Source organism: Enterococcus pingfangensis (genome assembly GCF_005405205.1).
Lineage (GTDB): Bacteria > Bacillota > Bacilli > Lactobacillales > Enterococcaceae > Enterococcus_A > Enterococcus_A pingfangensis.
The window spans coordinates 1-1,278 of record NZ_BJDP01000023.1; the positions used below are offsets into that span (position 1 = coordinate 1).

The following is a 1,278-nucleotide window of genomic DNA, read 5'->3' on the forward strand; positions in this document are numbered from 1 at the left end:
TGGATAGATGTCAATAAAGTAGACACGAAAAGAGCAGATACTTACAGATGATTAAAGTACTTTTCTTCCATTTCGTTAGGTGTAAGCATATCTAGAGTGCCGTGAGGTCGCTGTGTATTATAAAATCCTTCGATATATTCAAAGCAAGAAAGCTGTACTTCTTGAAGGGTTGAAAATGTTCTTCTATTGAGCTCCTCTTTCTTCATATATTTAAAAAAAGATTCAGTCACAGCGTTATCCCAAGGATACCCCGGTTTCGATAAAGACTGTGTGATTGGTTGACTGTCTAGATATTTTCTAAACAAAGACGAAGTATATTGTGATCCTTGATCTGTGTGGAAAAGGACAGGCGATTCTAATTTTCTAGATGAAATAGCTTTTGTTAGTGTTGATACAGCTAGTTTACTATCGATTTTAGGGCCTACGGACCAAGCAATAACCTTTCTAGAAAATAGATCAAGAATTACACATAGATAAACAAATCCCTTTTTTCCTACAGGAATATAAGAAAAATCACTTGTCCAGACTTGATTTGGAGCGGGGGGATTAAATGCTTGGTTAAGATGATTGGGACGTTCTAAAGAAACCTGCCGCTTTTGTTTTATAAAGGCTGGTTTACTAGTAGACATTTTAGGGAGATTCATCGACTTCATTAATCGATAAACTCGCCCAGCACTGATAGAAACGCCATAATCACGGAATAAAATCCTTTGGATTTTTGCAGCACCGATTCTCTTTTGAGTGGCTGTGTAAATCTCTAGAATCTGCTTTCTCAATTGTTGATTTTCTAAGGTTCGAGGCGCTGGTGGTGCAGAAAATCGTTTGTAGTAAGTCGAACGATTAACTTTGAGAACGCGACAAAGAGTACTAATCTTATGCTCGTGCTTAAGGAACTCAATGGCTTTTAGTCGTTCGTCGAGTGTGGCGTGAATATGGCAATCGCTTTTTTTAGGATTAAGTTCTCCTCTTCAAGTTGAACATTTCTTTTTTGAAGTTGTTGGATCTGCCGAGCCGTTAGGATCGTCCCATCATCAAATTTAACTTCAGAGTATTGCTTTACCCAGCGAGCAATAGAGGATATAGCTATTCCATATTCTTTTGCAAGTGAATTTTGTGATTTGCCATTTTCATAAAGTTTAACGATGGATTTCTTAAATTCATCATCAAACTTACGAGGGGATTTACGTTTATCTACCATCAAAACATTCCTTTCAAAAATAGTGTCTAGTCAAATAGCAGTATAGCAGAAAAATTGTCTACTTTATTAGCATACATCCA

General features: G+C 36.8%; 1 protein-coding gene. It reads right to left on the minus strand.

The annotated features are described in order from the left end of the window. Positions 1-41: 41 nt before the first annotated feature. A protein-coding gene (locus FFM63_RS09745) for an IS3 family transposase (protein ID WP_223197101.1) occupies positions 42-1,198 on the minus strand; the annotation gives its coding sequence in 2 pieces (ribosomal slippage) (positions 42-940 and positions 940-1,198; 1,158 coding nt in all). Positions 1,199-1,278 lie beyond the last annotated feature (80 nt).